Below are 16,384 nucleotides of genomic sequence, written 5' to 3'. Positions count from 1 at the left end.
CTCAGGAAGGTTGGCAGAGCGGTAATGCAGCGGCTTGCTAAGCCGTAGCCCTTCGGGGCTCGTGGGTTCGATCCCCGCACCTTCCGCGAGCGGTCCAGGGTTGACCGCTACGCCGGGCTGTCCGATCGGCGCACCCGGGTCTCGACCAGTCGATCATTGCGGGGCCCGGGGTGGTGCTCGGGCTCCGTTCCACGGGATGTGGCGCAGTAGGGAGCGCGCACGGCTGGGGGCCGTGAGGTCGCAGGTTCGATCCCTGTCATCCCGACGACTCCTCTCAGCAGAGGAGATGTGATCCCTTGTAGCTCAGTGGCAGAGCGCCCGCCTGTTAAGCGGATGGTCGGAGGTTCGATCCCTCCCAGGGGAGCTCGGGGCGAGAGACGTCACGAGGGCATAGTTCGGGTGGCTCCGGACTGGGTCTCTCGTGCGGTACTCCAGGGGCCGTCGTCGCCAGCGATGGTCGCGAAGTCCGGGCGCCGTCGGAGGGCCGGTACCTCGGAGTCGAGTCCGGGGCGCTCCACCACGTCGCGTAGCTCAGCGGTAGAGCGCTCCCTCGACGCGGGAGAGGCCGGTGGTTCAACACCACCCGCGACGACGCACGCCCACCATGAGAGGTCGCCATGAACCGCAACGCAGTCGAGAAGCACTTCACCACCGCTCTGCAGGATGACCGGACCCCCGTGCTGGTCGTCGATGTCCACTTCAGTGAGCTCGTCGAACCGACCATCTCTGCCCTCCGAGACGCTCTCTCGGCCATCGGAGATGACGTGTCGGGCGAGGACGTCGCGGCCGGCATGAAGATGGTCGCAGAGGTGCAGGTGCTCGCCACAAGCTCCCCATCCGCCGCCTCAGCGCTCAGCGGCGCCAGGAAGCGGGCACAGGGCGTTGTTCTCGTGCACGCGTCGTCGGAGCCCTCGCCTGAGGCTGACAGGGTCCTCGAGATGGCAGACGGGTGATGACCACAGACTTCGCGCGGCGACCTCGCCGTGGCGATGAGGGGACCGAGCGCGGCCGTGCCTGAGGGGTACGCGCATCGGGGCCATGGCCCCATCGGACTCCCCGAGCCGATCCGGACGGCCAGAACCTCAGGTGGAGGGCCCATGGCGCAGTCGGTAGCGCGTCTCGATGGCATCGAGAAGGTCGCCGGTTCGATCCCGGCTGGGTCCACTCTCCCTCGATCGTCTTCGGCAGGGCCGTCCCGCATCGCGGGAAGTCCGCCAAGTCGGCCGTCGCGTCGGTGAGCCGCGGGCTCGAGGGAGGCTCGGGAGCATCTGCTCCCCGGACGCGGGCCTGCAGGCGTGTCCGGGTGCCGGAGAATCCCCGGCCCGAGCACCACGGGATGTAGCTCAGGTGGTAGAGCGCCCGCCCTGGGAGCGGGAGGCCGCAGGTTCGAGCCCTGCTATCCCGACGACGGCCCGCGCGTGCCGCGAACGCGTGATGGAGGGCTGGCAGAGCGGTAATGCGTCCGTTTCGAAAGCGGCAGCCGGGGCGGGAGTCCCGCGGGGGTTCGATCCCCTCGCCCTCCGCTTCCCTTGGGATGGGGATAGGGGCCCGGCGGGAGCCCGCGAGGTCATGCTCGCCAATCCCGCCTACGCGGATGAGGTCCCAGTGGAGGGACGCCTGGCTTCCAACCAGGAGGCGGCGGGTTCGAACCCCGTCATCCGCTCGAGGTCGGCATTCTGTCGGCCCTTGCACGCATAGCTCAGCAGGTCAGAGCGTCGTCCTGATAAGACGGAGGCCCCTGGTTCAAGTCCAGGTGCGTGCACTCGCGGGGTGGAGAAGCCGGTATCTCGCCAGGCCCATAACCTGGAGACCGAGGGTTCGAATCCCTCCCCCGCCACGAGACGCCCCTGCGGCTATGCTCCGCCCATGGACCGGTTCCGCAGGCAGGCCGTAGGTGATGGGGCGATGGCTGTGGTCACCGCCTACGAACATTCTCGCGGCGCGAGCGTCGTGGACGTCAGCCTTGGGCGCGACCCTCGCCTATCCGCAGAGCTCGAGAAGCTGGGAGTGGAATCTCCACGGGTGCCCAGCGCCGACCTCGTCTCGGCGTCGAACGGGCACGTGCGGCTGATCGAAGTGAAGGGACGCGGATCGTCGGGCCCCATCAAGGTCATGGAGCGGGAGCTGTACACGTTCCAAGCCGCCGGGGATTCCTCGTGGCTCTACGTCGTCTGGAACGTCACTCAGACCGCGCCGTACCGTCTCGTCCTCGTGCAGGACCCGCAACGTCTCTCCTGGGAGAACATCCGCCCCGCGAGGAAGCCGGTGGACTCCCCCAGGGGTGTGGGCGAGGAGGGCCAGTTCCAGTGCGAGGCCGCGGAGATCACCGAGCTCGGTGTCGAGGTCGACCTCGCCGGCGTTGCTCTCCCCGAGAAGGCACGGTAGCCGAGGCAGCGTCCCGTCCTGTGGGATCCGATCCCCGCCCACTACGGTGGAGACGGCAGTCGAGCCTGCCGCTCTCCGAGCTCTCTCCCCCGTGCGGCGCGAGCAACGAGGACAAGGCCCACGGGGTGCGCTCGACCTGCAGGATCCGTATCCAGCTTCGGCGGATTCGGGCACGGGACGACCGCCAGGAAGTAGGAACGCCATGCCGTCGACGTCGGACAAGAAGCTCGCCCGGGCGATCATGGGTCGCCATGAGGGCGTCAAGTACACCGAGGCGCTGCGCTTCGTCGCCGAGCTCAAGGAGATGCGCGAGCGCAACGAGTCCCGCATCGCCCTCGGGGCGGCCCCGGTCATCGAGCTCGATCCGCAAGGGTCAGCCTGGAAGATCGAGGAGTCGCGTCGGTACTTCGTCACGCCGGGCGATCCTCGCATCGTCATCAAGCTGGACGAGGTACACCACCTGTCGGGCGGCCGTGAAGCTTTCACGTCCTGGTTCGAAGCGATTCAGCGAGCAGCCCGGGTGGCCTCCGGCCAGGCTCGAGATGAAGAACGTCGACTGGCCCTCACGCGAGCGCTCATGCAGACGTCGGTTCGCTCCAAGATCATGGGCCCCGATGAAGCTCGGGAGGCCCTGCGTGAGCAGCGGGGGACTCTCCGGGAGCAGGCGGAGGGCCGGAAGGACTCCGGTCCAGGTGCCCCGATGTTCGACGAGTGGCATGTGATGGCGCACGCCTCCAGGTCCCGTCGCCGCTTCGGCGAGATGCAGCGGGCAGTCCGGGCGGCATCAAGCGAGAGCCGAGACGATGCCGGCACCAGCAGGTGCGGGCGCTCGAAAGGACCATGGACAGTCTCAGGCCCATCGTCTTCGGCAATCCCGGGGCCGGGAAGTCGTACTGGAAGGCGGAGCAGCTCGCCCGAGGTTCCCGAGCCGTGTGGGATCCGACGACGGGCGAGCTACTGGATACGTCCGGCCCCGACTCTGAAGCCTGATTACCCTCCCCTGTAGTCCTTGGCCTGCCTCTCGAGATAGAGACAGGTTGAGGACATTGCCCGCCTGGCGGAACTGGTAGACGCGCCGAGCTCAAACCTCGGTGCCGCGAGGCATCCGGGTTCGATCCCCGGGGCGGGCACAAGCCGCTGTCGAGCGCGAAGCGCCAGCAGCCGGCCATTGCTCCGTAGCTCAGCAGGTAGAGCATCCCCCTCATAAGGGGCTGGCCGCGGGTTCGAGCCCCGCCGGAGCGACCACGGGCTCAGCGTCCGATCCCGAGCCATTGCACGATCAGTTCGACGATCACCTGGTCGGTGACGTGCAGTGCATGATGAAGGGCGATTGCTGCGGCGGCGATGACGGTGGCCTTCACGGTGGGCATGCTGTGCGCGCCGCGGCGGGCGGTTCTCGTTCTCTTGTGCGTGTTCATGCACAGGGGTGTGCCGGTGGACGGGTGCCCCGTACACGAGTCGACCGCGAACCCTCCTGATCCCCGTTCGTCTATTGGCAGGACGCCGGATTTTGGTTCCGGCAAGCGAGGTTCGATTCCTCGACGGGGAGCTGCGCCTCCACCGCTCACTCGGCCAGAGCATCCGCATCGGCGGGTCTCAGGTTCGAGTCTCGGTCGGGGGCGCCTTGCCGGCGTGGCCGAAAGGACAGGCGCCCGACTTCTAATCGGGACGATGCGGGTTCGAGTCCTGCCGCCGGCACTGCACCGCCCCGCGGGCCTGGTGCATCAGGAGGGGCCAGCCGAGGGATGGCGGCGGCCGCGGCCTTGAAAGCCGAGTGCCCTTCGGGGCGTGCGGGTTCGATCCCCGTCCCCTCCGCCACGATCCCGCCTACTCGAGGGTGCACGACGGCCCGGGCGGCCCATACGCCGAGAAGGCCTCTGGGGCAGCCCCCGCACCGAGGCGGCCCGCGACGGCACCGATGCGCCCACTGCTCACGTGACAGATGCGCCCGCACCCGGCAGACGAAGGAGGTGGTGGCCGTGGCGATCGTGAAGGTCTACAACAAGGGCTACGACCGCTCCACCGGGATCGGCGAGCTGCTGCACACCACGACGGTGCGCCACGCGATGGGAATGATCCGCCGACGCGTGGCGGAGCCGGCCGACCTCGTACTCGTTGATGACGAGATCGTCCCCGTGGTGCTCGAGCTCACGCGCGAGATCAGCGGTGCGTGGATCGAAGGCGGCCAGCGCACTTCCGTCGGGTTCTCGTTCCTCGCCGTCCACGAACGGGACCACTGGACCTGTGCGTACTGCGGGAGGGGCGTCTCGAAGCGGCCGCGTTGCGACGAGCTCCTGGCCACTGTCGACCACATCCTGCCGTCTTCACGCGGGGGCGAGTCGAGCTGGCTGAACCTGGTCTCGTCCTGCAAGGGGTGCAACAACCGCAAGGCCGACCGCACCCCTGAGGAAGCCGGCATGCAGCTGCGATTCGACCCCTTCGATCCGATGGTCTCGTACCGAGTGGGCGGGCACGTCGAGCAGATCTTCGTGGCCGCCTGACCAGGCTCCGCCCGGGATGCCCCGGGCGGAGCCCTTGGAATGTCTCCGTGCAGATCCCAGGGCATCGCTTCGAGCTCGGGCCTGACGACCGAGGCGCGGATGCACCGCTGCTCCAGCGATGGTCTTCCCCCGCTGATCGACTCTCGGTGATTCCAGCGAGTCGTCGGCGTCCCGTGAATGCGAGCCCCCGCCCACTTCAGGGGTCACAAGGGATCCGGTTCCGGGTGCATACCCCTCGGCCCCGGGTCTCGGCGGATCGTAGAGACTCGGCCGCCACCCGGGGGGAAGCGCCCCATCCGCGACCTCCGCAAGGGCCCCGCCCGCCGGCATCGTCCGGACAGCGGCGGGGCTCGCCTTGTGCCTCACCCCCAGGGGTGGGCCTTGCGCCACTGCTCCACCCAGAACGGGTCGCGGCGCCGCGATCGGGGCCGAAGCCTTGCGTTCTCCAGCGGGGCTCGCGCCCGGATCCACTCGCGCAGGAAGGGTCGAACCTCGTCCATGCGGTCACTCCACTCGCGGGCCAGCAGGGTCAGCGAGTCGTCGCCGCATCGCACCCGTATCGAATGGTCCGGGAGCGATGGCTCGCGGAAACTGGGGATCGACTCGACTTCCGGCGCCCTGGAGAGGGTGAGACGGTAGGCGATCAACACCGAGTCGACGGATCGCTGCAGTTCTTGGGCTGCCAGGTACTCCCCGTAGGTTGCCTCGAGGTCCCCATCCATGAGGTGAGCATCGCACGGCGCTGCGACACTCGGCACCTCCCGCACCTGCGGAGGGTCGCGATGTGAGCGGGCGTGTGCCAGGAGGTCAGGGCGTGTCCTTGTCAGACGAGGTCGGGTGATAGTCGGTCCAGTCGGTGCAACCGACGACTCTGCAGCCGTCGTGCTCCACGACGCAGCGCAGCTCATGGCCGGCCAGTTCGACGGTGGTGGCGTCAAGCGCGGCCTGGTCGAGGTTCAGCTCGACTGCCAGGTAGGGCAGCTCACTGCGCCGCACTTCGTCAGAGGTCTTCGGCCGGAACACCCGCGGCCTGAGCTCGATGGGACGGTCGAAGTGCTTGGGCAGTTCGGCGCCGGCCAAGCGGACCAGCCCGTCGTCGACGAGATGACAGTGCCTGATGTCCGCATGGCCAGGTGCTGAGATCGTGAAGACCTGTCGCAGCTGCGTTGACACGTTCACGTGCGCACTCATGTCGTCGGCCCACTTCTCGGATCGGGTGATCGTCAGGTAGCGCCCGTCGCAGCTATAGGTCAGCGATTTCAGCGCGTCGACGAGACGGGCCCTTTTGGTCGTCGCAGCCCTATCCCTCTTGTCGACCCAGCGCGCGAACAGGACGAACAGGGCGGAGATGAGAAGCACGACGAGGACGGTGATGGGGACAGTTGCGGGGGCGGACACGAGGACCTCCTGGTTCTCAGATGAATGGGCGGACGGGGAGTGCTCGAGTGCTACGGCGGGCACCTAGGCCTGCCGGCGCTTACGCTCGACTGCTGTGATGCTCTCGATGCGGGTCTGCAGGCGCCGTTCCTTCTCGGACTTCTCGGTGCTCTTCAACACGCCGTCGATGAGCTCGGCGTCGAGGTCGCCGGCATCCGCTGCCAGCCAGAAGAACATCGATGCGGGGAGCCCTCCGATCTCGGGCATCGTTCTGATCTGCTGTGCGGGGATCTGCACGTTGTGGGCTCCGGGAGCTGATCGGAGCCGTTGCGCAGCACGTCGAGGGATCGCGAGGCTCGACACGAAGACCACGAACGACACGAAGAGCGCGCCGACGAGCACCCGCCACACCACGGCCGTGATCGACGGTGTCGGTGGGTACGTCTCCCCCGAGAGCATGCCGTGATCGAGAGCCCACAGCGCGAACCTCACGCCTCTCCAGAGGAGGAAGACGAGTACGGCGCATACGCTGCCGAAGAGCGAAAGCATCGAGGCCATAGAGAGCGAATCGGCCCAGGAGGGGCGGTCGAAGTCCTGCTCGAGAGCGCGGTTCTCGGGGGTGTCCGGAAGCAGATAGGACGACCGCAGGTCTCCCGAGTCGATGACGAGAATGTCCTCGGGAGTCTCGGTCGCGCGAGACGAAGATGGGACGGTCATGCGATCTCCCGCAGTCGCGACCCCGGATGCTCCTCGCGATACCCGAATCGTCCCCGCCACCAGTGGGCCTCGAAGGACTCGACGGTGGGCCGGTCATGGTCCTCCCACCAGTCGCGGAGCTCTTCGGAGGCGTAGCAGTAGGCTCGTGCGCCGTTCCCCATGAACAGGGAGTAGGGGTCGACGTGCGCTGCTCGTCCTCGGTCGTTCAGCAGTTCGCCGTTGAGGTCGCGGTACGCCCGCTGGTAGGAGGCGTGGCGGTGGAGCTCGAACTCCTCGCGCATGAGTCGGCGCGCGTGGAGGGCGTCGTTGAAGATCTCGCTCATGGGTCCTGCCTCGATTCGGATGGTGCGGTGCCGCGTCCATGTCGAGCGGATACGGCACCGCACCAGTGGGCGGTCGAGGCACCTCGTAGGACGCCGGGCTACTCCTGGATCGTCCAGGAGAGATCATCAGCCAGGCGCACGTGCTCGCTCATCCCGAAGACCGCAGGGGGGCAGCACACTCCGGTCGAGTCTCTGGCCGGCGAGCACCACGTGAATACGCTTCGACCTGCCGTACCGCAGAAGGAACTCCAGCACCTCCCGAGACTCGTCCTTCGCCAGGGATTCGACGAAGAAGCGAGCCTCATCGATCACCACGACCGTCGGGTACGGCGAACGTGCGGCGCCGAGCAGGGCGCTCAGAGCCTCCAGGATCTCCGAGGACTCGGTGAGCACGTCGCGGCCGGACCACCCTTCGCAGTCGAAGCCGGACTTGAGCGGATCGCCCAGGATCACCGGCCATGCGGTCGGCAGCTGCTTCACGAGGCGGCTGAGCATGCAGCTCTTCCCGGAGCCGGGCCGGCCTTCGATGAGCAGGTGGGGTGGCGCGCCCCCAGCCCATGGCTCCCAGATGATTCGTCCACCCTGGGCGCTCGGCCCGAGGTCGATTGCAGGGAACGGATCGACGTCGAGCGTGCGTTCGGCATCGAGGTAGGCGCGTCCTGTCGCGGACATCTGCCGGCGGATCGCCTTCTTGCGGGCGCTGTTGTGGACCATCACGTTCTTCTTCCTGACATCGCCTCGCGCCCGACGCCGAGAGACGTGGGTTCGTAAGCCCGATGATCCGGTGGACCTTGCCCCTGTGATGGCGAGGCTGCGCGAGAGCCTGACGCCTGGGTCGAGCGTTCCGGGACGCTCACCTCACACAGTGGGCGGGAACGCGAGAAATCGTCATCGAGGATCCGACGATCCGGCCTTGTCGATCGATCCCGGAGGGAGCTCGAGGGCGGACTCGAGCCGGGATCCGAGGATCAGGCGAGGGTCGTACGTGCCGGCCTCGATTGCGGCCAGTGTGGCTTCGGGGATTCCGACACGCTCCGCGAGCTGCGCCCTGGTGGCCCCGAGTGCTGTGCGTCGGATGCGCACGTATGCGCCGATACGCGCTACGACGAGGGCCGGCGTTGTGGGGGCGGTGGGTGTAGTGGTCGTCTTCACGGCTGCACCCGATCTGGGCGCGTGACTTCGCCGTCGACCCGGCAGATCCAGGCGCCCGGCGCCAGGCGCATGGGCCACCCGTGGCACTGCGGCACCTCGCGCGGATCGATCTTCGTTGGGGGCTCGATGGCCCGGTGTCGGTGCTGCCACGGCAGCGGCTGGATACCGCCTCCGGTCTCGAAGAGAGCGAGCAGCGTCGAGTAGGTCTCGAGGCCGTCGTGGAGCGACTCGGCATGGTCGAGGAGGTCGATCCAGGTGGTGGGCGCATCTTCGGGCACGTGGGCGCCCGGGGTGGTCCCGTGCTCCGTGCCGTCGTCGGCTCGCCAGCGGAAGTCCGACAGGTCCCCGAGCCACGCGCGGGTCATCGGGGTCCCGCAGATGGCGCATTCGGAGGCGTCAGCGACGGTGGTCGGCGGTGGGATGTGCTGGGAGAGGCGTGCCATGGCTTCCCAGTGGGCGTAGGCGACCTGCCGCGGGACATCGCGGCGTCCCGCGGCGTCGGAGCTTCGCCCACTGATGGGTCACCACCGCACAGAGGAGAGATCCGTGAACGGAACATGTGCCAGCCCGTCGGAACCGAAGGGAACGCCGCGCGAGGACGAAGCGAGTGCACCGACCGTCTACATCCGCCTCACGAAGGACCCTCGCGATCTGCGCGCGGGCCTCATGCGACTGGGCAGGAAAGTGCGTGGGGAGGAGCGGTAATCGCCGCTGTGCCGGTCTAGGCGCAGCGACTCGCAGCGCACCGAGTTCTTACCCGCCCACTGGTGGACATGCGTTGTCGGCGCGACGATCCGCGACCCCTCGCGCCTGCGGCCACGCAGCACCCCGACCCAAGAGACGGAGAAGTACCCAGGTGAAGAACCCAAGCCTCCCGCTGGCCCGCGTGACCGCGATCGCAGCAGCGACCGTGCCAGTCGCTCTCCTGCCCGCGTTGCTCACCAGGCTCGTCCACGCGCGACGTCCCCACCACTCCTCCGATGCTCGCGCGACCGGGAGGCAGTTCCCTCCCCCAGGCGCCGCGAGGGCAGCAGATGTGCTCGACATGGAATTGCTCCCCGAGATCGACGCCCCGCTGTGGCGAGCACTGGTCGACCTCACCGAGACCCCCATCATCACTCCCCGAGAGAAGATCAGGCTCGAGGCCCTCTACGCCGCGGCCAGCGGCACCGCTGAGGACGGGCTCGCCACACGCCGCGAGATCCTGACGTGCTCGTGGCTGGTGAACCATGCTCTGCCGACGTTCACGGGCATCGACCACGACCCCGCCTTCGACCTGTCGACTCTCGACGGAGCCCAGAGAGCTCTTGCCCACACGGTTCGGGTCTCCCAGTGCGTTCCTCCCACTTTTGCCGGCTGGAGAAGAGACGAGAAGCCGGTGTACACCGGGACCGGGGTCAAGGGGGCCTGCGAGCTCATCTACGAATACCGGCCCCGGCAGGCCTCATGGCTCTCTCCCGAGCACACGCGCTGCCTGGAGGAAATCGCAGACACCGCTGCCCGAATCTCGCTCGACGTGAAGGACCCCGACGGGCTCATCACGTCACGACTGCGAGAGGGGTTCCTCCTTCACCTCGAGAGCCTCGTGCACACGGAGGCATGGTCCCCGCCCACTGGCGCAGATGGGTAGGTCGACCGAGGAGGCAGGGCGTGGGTTTTCGCATCCAGAAGCGTGTGAAGGTCGGGAAGAAATCGCACGTCAACGTGTCGAACTCCGGCGTCAGCACGTCGGTGAAGATCGGCCGTCTCACTCTGAACTCCCGCGGCCGCAACTCGATCAGGCTCTTCAAGGGCCTGAGCCTGAAGTTCTGAGGAGGACCCCGCATGCTGCCCTTCCGTGAAGCGTCCGTCGGAAAGCCGATCATCGCGCTCGTCCTCGGGGTGATCTGGCTGGTCGCCGTCCCCGCGGACCTCTACGGCTACCCCACCGCGCCCCTGGGGTGGATCGTGATCATCTGGGCCGGTGTGTGCCTGATCGGCGAGATCGTCGCCAACGGCACTGCCCGCGCCCAGGCGAACGGGAACCTGATGTTCCGCAGGGCGAACATGTTCTCCCCCAGCGTGCTCGGAGCACTCGGGTCGCTTCTCGTGGTCTACGCCCCGGAGTCCCTCGGTACCGTGCCGGTCCATACGGTCGGCTGGGTCATCGTCGCCGGAGCTGTCGCGTGGCTGGCGCTCGAAGCGATCGCCAACGGGGTGACGAGAGCGCGACGCCGCACCCGCAGCGACGACGGCGAGTCCGGCAGGCCCCCGATCATCGTGGACTGACCGGCCGATCGGTCCTGGCCGCGTCCTGGCTCGCTCCCCGCCCACTGGAGTGAGCATGAGCAGCAAGATCCCGGACACCGTTCTCATTCCCCTCTCGCGCAACTGCCCGCCCTACCGGATCGACGACGTCTCTGCTGACAGTCGGTACGTGCGCATCCGCAAGACGGGCCCCGACGTCCTCGCGCTCGTTCCACCTGGCGACGACGCCGGCGGGTACCGCATTCGACTGATCAGCGAGCTGCAGGCCTACTCCACGAAGTCCATCACCACGCGCCGCTACCACCGTCTGCTGTACGCGCTGCTCTTCGGGTTCGCACCGCTGCTCCTGATCGCGGCGCTGATCGTCACCTCCGCAGGCCTCATCCCGATGCCTGACAACTCCGTCCTCTCCAGTACGGCGCCGATCGTGTGCCTGGGCGTCCTGATCATCTACCTGGTCCTGATGCTCACGCCGAACGTCGGCGCCGCCTACACGCTGACCTCCGCCGTCTACCCGACGAACCCGGAGTACGCGCTGCGCGACATCTCCACCTCCGGGTCAGGGATCCGCTACCTCACCGAGGACGACTTCGCCGGCGAGGCAGCCATGGAGGCGCTTCGCCATGACGTCCTGAGCCTCCCGGAATCCGTGGGCAAGGAGGAATGGGCGGCGCTGTGGGTTCTCGCCGCCCGCAACCACCTGTATGCCTCTGCCCTCGTGTCGATCCGGAAGCTCGCCCAGCTGCGCCTCGACCAAATCCTCAAGGAGCGTCGACGGGAGTTCGCCGCCGAGCTCCAGGTGTGCCTCGAGGACCTGGGTGACACGTCTTCGCAGTCCCCGCCCACTTCTCCTGGCGAGGGCACCGATACGAGGGAGGCGGCATGAGCACCGGCAAGAAGATCCGCAAGCGGGACACCGGCGAGCAGGGCAACAAGGGGCAGTTCGGCACTATCAGCCGTGGCGAAGCCGAGGTGTCCGTGCCGCAGGAGCGATTCGCGGACACGGACGGGTCGGCGCAGTCCGCTCAGCAGTGGTGGGACCGTGCTGCTCAGATGACGGACGTCTCGGGGAAGGTGCCCACCATGGGCCGCGACAGCGGTCGCCCCCGGCGCCGGACCTACTCCGGCGACGACTACAGCCTGACGATGCCCTCTCACGCCTCCGTGCGGCGGTTCGCGAAGGACGTCGCCGCGCGCACCGGTGACGAGTCGCGCCCCTTCGAGATGCCGATCGAGTACACCGGGCCGGACGGAACGACCACGATGTCCGCAGTGCGCGTCTCGAAGCAGGGCCGCTCCTACCAGGTGACGATGCCCTCCGGCTTCGACCCCGAGCGCAAGGCCCAGGTGTCCGAGTCCGTGCGCGCGACCCTCGAGTCGCGCCGGCCGACGCTGACCCGAGAGCACACCGCACAGCTCGTGGCCTCCTACCGTCACCGCGCCGCGGGCTCCGGCGTCGAGACGCGCAAGGCAGCCTCGTCCTGGATCAAGGGCATGGGCTACAACGCCGAGGCCCAGCAGGCGACCATCGTCATGAGCCCGACCAAGAACAACCCCACGGGCGCCTACGTCTACGACATGGACCCGGACACGTGGGGCCGCATGTCCTCGTCGTCCTCCGTCGGCAAGGCCTACAACACCTACGTGCGCCGCGCCGGCAACTCCAGCGTCGACGTGGCGGTGCAGTGCGCGGACTGCGGTCGCTACTACGGCACCTCCACCACCCACGCCTGCCGCGCCAAGGTGTCCTGACCGTCCCGCGAGCCTCCGATACCGCCCACTACCTGCGTAACCGCACAGGAAGGGCGAGGCCATGGACACCACACGCGACACGGAGATCACCTGGGAGGACCGTCTGCCCGCGCAGGCGTCAGCGTTCATCGGTGCGCTCTGCGCACTGGTCTCGTTCTTCCTGGGCGATGAACTCGCACTGTTCGCCTTCCTGTTGGCTGCCGTCGGTGTGCTGGCCGTCGTGGCGATGATCCTTCGCCTCCCCGCCGACGGATGGCTCGCCGCGGAGGAGGCCCGGTGAACGCGACGGGATCCATGAAGGCCTCCGAGTACGCCGCCCAGCGCCGCGCGGAAGCCTCGACAACGGGCCGTGCACTGCAGCGCATGTCCGAGACGCTTCCGACGCTGCACGCGCGAGAGAAGTTGTTCGTCTGGGTCGACAAGGGGCGCGTGCGCACCTCGGACGGCCCCATGAAGGGCCGCGAGATCGCGGCGGTCCTGATGAATACCGACGACGAATCCGAGGGGCGCCGCGAGGTCGTCATGCCCACGATGAGGGACCTGCGTCTGCTGCTGCGCGCCTTCTCCAAGGCCCGCTTCGACACCATCGACCAGCGCAACGCCGTCCTCTCCGCTCGGCGCGTTCTCGATGTCGCGGTCGTCGCGCCCTGGTATTCGTCGCTGACCGTGATCACGCGCGCCCTGGGCATGCGCTACTGGGCGCCGTTCGAGGACACCGACGATCTCCGGGCCTGGGGCCGGGCACTCCGTATCAGCGGCCCGCTCTCGGTCACAGGCATGGAGGACCTGTATCGCACCGCGATCCACGGGTCCACCACCCACGGCGGACTGTGCGCACGTATCACCGCCGCCTGCGATCGCATCACCCGGTCTCGCTCATTCCCCAGCGCCCTCAACGACGCCCAGGCTTACGTGGCGATGGAGGCCCTCGGCGACCAGTGGAAGGCCCTCTGCGCCGTCGACAGCACCCTGCGGCCCTACAACCTCGCCGGACGACGCACCGTGGCCGCAATCCCCCAGCGGCCCTCGCGCGAACGCAACACCGAGCGCTGCCAGATTCCCGCAGGGTCGATCCCGTTCCGCGAGGGGTCCACCGTGTGGGTCGTCGACCCGCAGAACCCCGACTCAGACCTCCGGGGCGGCCGCGTGGCTGGCTTCGGATACGACCAGGGGGACTTCATCCTCGAAGTCGACCCGGACGCGAAGGGGTCATGGTCGTTCCGGAAGGCGTACGGGCGAGAGGTGTTCCTCGTCGAGGCACCGTTCGGTGGGGCTCCTCGCTTCACGCGCAAGGAACCTTCGTCCTGGGAGGGCGGTGTGCCGCCCGAGGACCCCGTCGACCGGATCGTGCCCGCCGAACTGTCCCTCGCGGGCATGGAGACCACGCCCTTGTGAACGTCCTGCGGACCGGGTTCACCGCCCACTAGAAATGCATGGTCAGTAAGCAGGAAGCAGTGTTCCGCGCGAGCGTCGCGGCGAACGTCCCCGTCTTCATCAAGGGGCTGTCCGGCATCGGGAAGTCCTCGGTCATCCGTGACTACGCGATCGCCTCACGCCGCCACCTCGAGTCCGTGGTGATGATGCACAAGGAGAAGTCCGACATCTCGGGGATCCCCTCGCTGAACGAGGAGAACCACACCACCGAGTTCGCCGTCCCCGGCTGGGCCTCGCGCCTGATCGACGCGCGCCGTGGACTGCTGCTGCTGGCGGAATTCAACCTCGCCGACGAGGACGTGCAGAAGGCCTGCATGAACATCCTGCAGGAGCGGCAGGTCGGAGAGAACACCTACCTCCCGGAGTCCGTGGCGATCGTCCTGGACGGCAACCCTCCCGAGTACTCGGCAGGTGCCGTCGATGTGCCCGGCCCGATCGCCAACCGCATGCTCCACCTGGATTGGGAACTGGACCGCGAAGCCTGGTTGAACGGGATGGCGGCGGGGTTCCCCGCGACGGAGACGATCGTGGACGCCGACGTGCGTCCGGAGCGCCTGGCCCGCGAGCGCTCCCTGGTGCTCGCCTTCCTCGACGCGCACCGGCCGTTCATCCACGACCAGCCCACTGACCCGTCACGAGCGGGCGGACCGTGGCCCTCTCCGCGCTCGTGGGACAACGCGATCCGCGTGCTCTCCCGACTCGACGACTCACAGGTCGACACGCAGCGCCTGGCCCTCGTCGGACTCGTCGGCGAGCGGGCGGCGGACAGTTTCATGCGCTGGCGGATCGAAGCCGCGAACTTCGATCTGCAGGCGGTGTTGTCCGACCCCTCCACCGAGGACTGGTCGAGCCACCATCCGTCGAAGACCCTCACCGTGCTCGGCGCGGTCGCCTCGTACGCGACCGACCGGGGCGAACTCGCCACCTGGAACCGCGCCGTCGAGGTGCTCCTGCACTGCGCAGAGACGACGGGGCGCAAGGACGTGTGCCTGCGTTCGGCGCGCGTGCTGCTGTCCCGGGCGCCCAAGGGCGCGAAGATCCCCCGTCGCGCCGAGGACACCTTCGGGCCGATGCTGCGAAGCGTCGGCGCATGGCAGTGAGGCGTCCCGCCACGCCGCTCATCTGCCCACTGACCTGATGCCCTACGAGAAGGAGAACACCATGTCCGGGTATGCACGTCGCCTCACCACCGAGCAGGAAGATCACCTGTCCGTGTGGCGCGCTCTGGCGGAGAAGGTCGCCCCGTACACTGCAGCGCTGCTGTACGCCGCTCGGTACGTCAACGCCCCCGGGCTGGGAACGCTCGGCGCCGTCGACCCTCGCCTGCGCGTGTTCCTCGACGTCGACGCGATGTCTGAGAAGTGGAGCGACCAGGAGAACGCCCAGGTGCTCGTGCACCTGATGTTCCACGTCATGTTCGACCATCACTCCGTGGCCGAGCAGAAGCTGCAGGCCGAAGGGGACCTCTCGCCGGACCTGTGGCGCATGGCGGCCGACGCCGCCGTGAACGACGACCTCGAGGATGCCGGGATCACCTTCCCCTCGACCGTCTCGACGACCGCTGAGCAGATCGGCATGGACCGTGGCCTGTCCGCTCCGGAGTACTACGACGAACTCTCCCGGCGCGCTCACGACGCCGACATGGATCTCTTCCACCTTGACGAGATGGCGAGCGGCCTCATCGGCGGAGCGCTCACCCTCGGGACCGACCTGCAGGACCGCGCGTCCCTCGACTTCCTCACCAGCACGTGGGAGGACCTGGACCTGATCGCGCCCCCGGCGGAGGACTTCGAGGTCGTCGCGGCCGTGTACTCCGTCGCCGAGGAGATCTCCAAGGGCAAGGGGGCGGGCGCTGGGCGACTGGGGCGCTGGGCCGAGGAGGTCACCGCACCGAGCGTGATCCCCTGGCAGATCGTGATCGGCGGGTACCTGCGGAAGGCCTCGCGTCGCAAGCCCCGAGGCCTGATCAAGACGTTCTCTCGTCCCTCGCGGCGTCAGACGGTGCGTGTGCGGATGCCCGACGGCTCCAAGGGCCGCAAGATCATCCTGCCCGGCACCGTGCGCCCCGTGCCCACGCTCGTGGTCATCCGCGACACCTCCGGGTCCGTGTCGGACCACGAACTCAGCGAGGTGGGCCGGGAGGTCGCAGAGATCGCCGCTCAGTGCGGAGTGCCCGAGGACCGGGTGTTCGTCCTCGACGTCGACGATGCCGTCTACAGGGCCCGGACTCTGTCCGAGAAGGGGACACTGCGCTCGGCGACCGGCGGCGGTGGAACCGATATGCGGCTGGGCCTCGCTGCGATCCCGGAGGTGTTCGACAGGACGCCTGACCTGGTCGTCGTCGCCACGGACGGCGGCACGTCCTGGCCCGAGACGCCCTCAGCGTTCCCCGTGGTCGCACTGATCACCTCCGACGGGCTGGACACCACCCCTGTGTGGATTCCCTCGGTCCCGGTCGACGGCGTTCCCGCCTGACCCCTCGGTGCCGTCCCGTGG

General features: G+C 68.1%; 21 protein-coding genes and 15 tRNA genes. 28 read left to right on the top strand and 8 right to left on the bottom strand.

Translation table 11 applies throughout. The features are described 5' to 3' along the window. Positions 1-4: 4 nt before the first annotated feature. The 15 genes from M4486_RS04045 to M4486_RS03975 all read left to right on the top strand — a co-directional run bounded on the left by M4486_RS04045 (position 5) and on the right by M4486_RS03975 (position 3,630). Positions 5-86: transfer RNA gene (locus M4486_RS04045), tRNA-Ser, on the top strand. A gap of 106 nt (positions 87-192) precedes the next feature. Continuing rightward, positions 193-265: transfer RNA gene (locus M4486_RS04040), tRNA-Pro, on the top strand. A gap of 27 nt (positions 266-292) precedes the next feature. Further along, positions 293-364, top strand: a tRNA-Asn gene (locus M4486_RS04035). 156 nt (positions 365-520) lie between these two features. Beyond that, positions 521-592: transfer RNA gene (locus M4486_RS04030), tRNA-Val, on the top strand. A gap of 25 nt (positions 593-617) precedes the next feature. Beyond that, the gene (locus M4486_RS04025) at positions 618-953 is read left to right on the top strand and encodes a hypothetical protein (protein WP_249479863.1); all 336 of its coding nucleotides are present in this window, start codon (positions 618-620) and stop codon (positions 951-953) included. Positions 954-1,091: 138 nt separating this feature from the next. Next, a tRNA-Ala gene (locus tag M4486_RS04020) sits at positions 1,092-1,164 on the top strand. Between the two features lie 168 nt (positions 1,165-1,332). Next, positions 1,333-1,405: transfer RNA gene (locus M4486_RS04015), tRNA-Pro, on the top strand. Positions 1,406-1,436: 31 nt separating this feature from the next. Further along, a tRNA-Ser gene (locus tag M4486_RS04010) sits at positions 1,437-1,523 on the top strand. Positions 1,524-1,590: 67 nt separating this feature from the next. Continuing rightward, positions 1,591-1,663: transfer RNA gene (locus tag M4486_RS04005), tRNA-Gly, on the top strand. A gap of 25 nt (positions 1,664-1,688) precedes the next feature. Beyond that, positions 1,689-1,762 (top strand) — tRNA-Ile (locus M4486_RS04000). A gap of 2 nt (positions 1,763-1,764) precedes the next feature. Continuing rightward, a tRNA-Met gene (locus M4486_RS03995) sits at positions 1,765-1,837 on the top strand. 29 nt (positions 1,838-1,866) lie between these two features. Next, positions 1,867-2,385 carry a protein NO VEIN domain-containing protein gene (locus tag M4486_RS03990; protein WP_249479862.1) on the top strand — a complete coding sequence of 173 codons (519 nt, stop codon included), beginning with the start codon at positions 1,867-1,869 and terminating at the stop codon, positions 2,383-2,385. A 202-nt stretch (positions 2,386-2,587) separates the two neighbouring features. After that, positions 2,588-3,391: a hypothetical protein gene (locus M4486_RS03985; RefSeq protein ID WP_249479860.1), complete on the top strand. Its 804-nt coding sequence runs from the start codon at positions 2,588-2,590 to the stop codon at positions 3,389-3,391. A gap of 42 nt (positions 3,392-3,433) precedes the next feature. Then, positions 3,434-3,515 (top strand) — tRNA-Leu (locus tag M4486_RS03980). 39 nt (positions 3,516-3,554) lie between these two features. Further along, a tRNA-Ile gene (locus tag M4486_RS03975) sits at positions 3,555-3,630 on the top strand. Positions 3,631-3,635: 5 nt separating this feature from the next. Here M4486_RS03975 and M4486_RS03970 read toward each other — a convergent pair. After that, on the bottom strand, positions 3,636-3,803 hold the full coding sequence (locus M4486_RS03970) for a hypothetical protein (protein WP_249479858.1): 168 nt from the start codon (positions 3,801-3,803) through the stop codon (positions 3,636-3,638). A gap of 60 nt (positions 3,804-3,863) precedes the next feature. Here M4486_RS03970 and M4486_RS03965 point away from each other — a divergent pair. The 4 genes from M4486_RS03965 (at position 3,864) to M4486_RS03950 (ending at position 4,886) form a co-directional block, all read left to right on the top strand. Then, positions 3,864-3,934: transfer RNA gene (locus M4486_RS03965), tRNA-Gln, on the top strand. Between the two features lie 77 nt (positions 3,935-4,011). Further along, positions 4,012-4,083 (top strand) — tRNA-Arg (locus M4486_RS03960). Between the two features lie 29 nt (positions 4,084-4,112). Then, a tRNA-Ser gene (locus tag M4486_RS03955) sits at positions 4,113-4,203 on the top strand. A gap of 161 nt (positions 4,204-4,364) precedes the next feature. After that, complete coding sequence (locus tag M4486_RS03950) at positions 4,365-4,886, top strand: HNH endonuclease (RefSeq protein ID WP_249479856.1); 522 nt, start codon at positions 4,365-4,367, stop codon at positions 4,884-4,886. A 362-nt stretch (positions 4,887-5,248) separates the two neighbouring features. Here the strand turns inward: M4486_RS03950 and M4486_RS03945 are convergent, their stop codons facing one another. The 7 genes from M4486_RS03945 to M4486_RS03920 all read right to left on the bottom strand — a co-directional run bounded on the left by M4486_RS03945 (position 5,249) and on the right by M4486_RS03920 (position 8,820). After that, complete coding sequence (locus tag M4486_RS03945) at positions 5,249-5,608, bottom strand: hypothetical protein (RefSeq protein ID WP_249479854.1); 360 nt, start codon at positions 5,606-5,608, stop codon at positions 5,249-5,251. Between the two features lie 85 nt (positions 5,609-5,693). Continuing rightward, positions 5,694-6,284 (bottom strand): hypothetical protein, encoded by a 591-nt coding sequence (locus M4486_RS03940; RefSeq protein WP_249479852.1) that lies wholly within the window; start codon positions 6,282-6,284, stop codon positions 5,694-5,696. A 63-nt stretch (positions 6,285-6,347) separates the two neighbouring features. Continuing rightward, positions 6,348-6,980: a hypothetical protein gene (locus M4486_RS03935; protein ID WP_249479850.1), complete on the bottom strand. Its 633-nt coding sequence runs from the start codon at positions 6,978-6,980 to the stop codon at positions 6,348-6,350. Further along, the gene (locus M4486_RS03930) at positions 6,977-7,303 is read right to left on the bottom strand and encodes a hypothetical protein (RefSeq protein ID WP_249479848.1); all 327 of its coding nucleotides are present in this window, start codon (positions 7,301-7,303) and stop codon (positions 6,977-6,979) included. The genes M4486_RS03935 and M4486_RS03930 overlap by 4 nt, the downstream gene beginning before the upstream one ends. 126 nt (positions 7,304-7,429) lie before the next feature. Next, positions 7,430-8,017 carry an AAA family ATPase gene (locus M4486_RS03925; protein ID WP_249479846.1) on the bottom strand — a complete coding sequence of 196 codons (588 nt, stop codon included), beginning with the start codon at positions 8,015-8,017 and terminating at the stop codon, positions 7,430-7,432. Positions 8,018-8,191: 174 nt separating this feature from the next. Continuing rightward, the gene (locus M4486_RS19860) at positions 8,192-8,386 is read right to left on the bottom strand and encodes a helix-turn-helix transcriptional regulator (protein WP_346731766.1); all 195 of its coding nucleotides are present in this window, start codon (positions 8,384-8,386) and stop codon (positions 8,192-8,194) included. Positions 8,387-8,451: 65 nt separating this feature from the next. Then, complete coding sequence (locus M4486_RS03920) at positions 8,452-8,820, bottom strand: hypothetical protein (protein WP_249479844.1); 369 nt, start codon at positions 8,818-8,820, stop codon at positions 8,452-8,454. Between the two features lie 521 nt (positions 8,821-9,341). Between M4486_RS03920 and M4486_RS03915 the strand changes: the two genes are divergently transcribed. The 9 genes from M4486_RS03915 to M4486_RS03875 all read left to right on the top strand — a co-directional run bounded on the left by M4486_RS03915 (position 9,342) and on the right by M4486_RS03875 (position 16,363). Next, positions 9,342-10,085 (top strand): hypothetical protein, encoded by a 744-nt coding sequence (locus M4486_RS03915; RefSeq protein ID WP_249479842.1) that lies wholly within the window; start codon positions 9,342-9,344, stop codon positions 10,083-10,085. Between the two features lie 20 nt (positions 10,086-10,105). Next, positions 10,106-10,267, top strand: coding sequence for a DUF4236 domain-containing protein (locus M4486_RS03910; RefSeq protein WP_249479840.1), 162 nt, complete (start codon positions 10,106-10,108; stop codon positions 10,265-10,267). Positions 10,268-10,279: 12 nt separating this feature from the next. Beyond that, positions 10,280-10,723, top strand: coding sequence for a hypothetical protein (locus M4486_RS03905; RefSeq protein ID WP_249479838.1), 444 nt, complete (start codon positions 10,280-10,282; stop codon positions 10,721-10,723). Positions 10,724-10,778: 55 nt separating this feature from the next. After that, the gene (locus M4486_RS03900; RefSeq protein WP_249479836.1) at positions 10,779-11,588 is read left to right on the top strand and encodes a hypothetical protein; all 810 of its coding nucleotides are present in this window, start codon (positions 10,779-10,781) and stop codon (positions 11,586-11,588) included. After that, positions 11,585-12,454, top strand: coding sequence for a hypothetical protein (locus M4486_RS03895; RefSeq protein ID WP_249479834.1), 870 nt, complete (start codon positions 11,585-11,587; stop codon positions 12,452-12,454). The genes M4486_RS03900 and M4486_RS03895 overlap by 4 nt, the downstream gene beginning before the upstream one ends. 61 nt (positions 12,455-12,515) lie before the next feature. Continuing rightward, the gene (locus M4486_RS03890) at positions 12,516-12,734 is read left to right on the top strand and encodes a hypothetical protein (RefSeq protein ID WP_249479832.1); all 219 of its coding nucleotides are present in this window, start codon (positions 12,516-12,518) and stop codon (positions 12,732-12,734) included. Beyond that, complete coding sequence (locus M4486_RS03885; protein ID WP_249479830.1) at positions 12,731-13,849, top strand: hypothetical protein; 1,119 nt, start codon at positions 12,731-12,733, stop codon at positions 13,847-13,849. Before M4486_RS03890 ends, M4486_RS03885 begins: the two co-directional genes overlap by 4 nt. 38 nt (positions 13,850-13,887) lie before the next feature. Beyond that, the gene (locus tag M4486_RS03880) at positions 13,888-14,988 is read left to right on the top strand and encodes a MoxR family ATPase (RefSeq protein ID WP_249479828.1); all 1,101 of its coding nucleotides are present in this window, start codon (positions 13,888-13,890) and stop codon (positions 14,986-14,988) included. 61 nt (positions 14,989-15,049) lie between these two features. Continuing rightward, entirely contained in the window at positions 15,050-16,363 is a 1,314-nt protein-coding gene (locus M4486_RS03875) for a vWA domain-containing protein (protein ID WP_249479826.1), read from the top strand. The last annotated feature ends 21 nt before the right edge of the window (positions 16,364-16,384 follow it).

This window comes from Brachybacterium kimchii (assembly GCF_023373525.1).
GTDB classification, from domain to species: domain Bacteria; phylum Actinomycetota; class Actinomycetes; order Actinomycetales; family Dermabacteraceae; genus Brachybacterium; species Brachybacterium kimchii.
Note: the sequence above shows the minus strand (reverse complement) of the source record. Positions and strands in the feature narration are given on the sequence as shown.